Raw genomic sequence first — 807 nt, forward strand, 5'->3', positions numbered from 1 at the left:
ACCAGTGGCGGCGCGTACCCGCGATCACCTCATATTCGTGATCGGGATCGCCCGAAATCCGGCGCACGACGGCGGGGACTTTCTGCCCGCCCTCGGCGATCAGGGAATCGATCAGCTCACGGCAATTCTCTTCGTTGAGATGCTCGTAGGAGCGAGCATTCCCCGCCCACGGGCGCACCCGTGTCGGGTCGAGCAGCATCTGCGTGACCTGCTTGACATCGCCACTGGCAACGCGGGCGAGGGCGCTCTCGCGGCCCAGCAGCGTCATGGATCCACGCCGTCCGCGGGCAGGCTGCGCGGGTGCCGGCGTCGACACTTCCGGAACGGCAGATGCGGCCGTATCAGCTGGCTGCGCGCCGGGCGCCTCGTCCTCTCCCAGGAGATCGGCGAGATATTCGCTCTGCTTACGGGCCATCGTGAATCCTTTCGGCGTTACCGGTGTGTCGGGCGCGCTCGCTGCGCAGATCTCGGGCCGGTAGGAAAATAAAATCTGCTGTCGCGGGGAAATCAGGCCGCATTGACCACGGCCTCTTCGCTTGCTGGCTGGGCGACACCCCAGCCCCGGCGCACCAGTGCCTCGACCTGACCCATCGCCTCATCCAGATTGGCGCGGCAGCGCTTGTGCGTGCGCGGGGTCCCGATGGGCCGCTCAAGCTCATACACCGTCATCATGCGCAGCGCCGCATGGCTGATCTCCGCACTCTCCAGGATCGGCACGGGGAGGAGGGCAGGGCCGAAGCTCTGCTCCATGATCTGGCGCACCATGGCATGGCTTGGGTCATTGGCGTCGAACTTCGATCAGATCAG

1 protein-coding gene and 1 pseudogene are annotated in these 807 nt (G+C 65.8%); both read right to left on the reverse strand.

Translation table 11 applies throughout. From position 1 onward, the window contains the following. Window positions 1-415 (reverse strand): ParB N-terminal domain-containing protein (locus AAFM29_RS17320; RefSeq protein ID WP_341713969.1); only part of this gene is annotated, 415 nt, incomplete at its 3' end. 92 nt (window positions 416-507) lie between these two features. Further along, window positions 508-807: pseudogene (locus AAFM29_RS17325) on the reverse strand (chromosome partitioning protein); the annotation flags it as partial.

The organism is Erythrobacter sp. (genome assembly GCF_038133525.1).
GTDB lineage: Bacteria > Pseudomonadota > Alphaproteobacteria > Sphingomonadales > Sphingomonadaceae > Qipengyuania.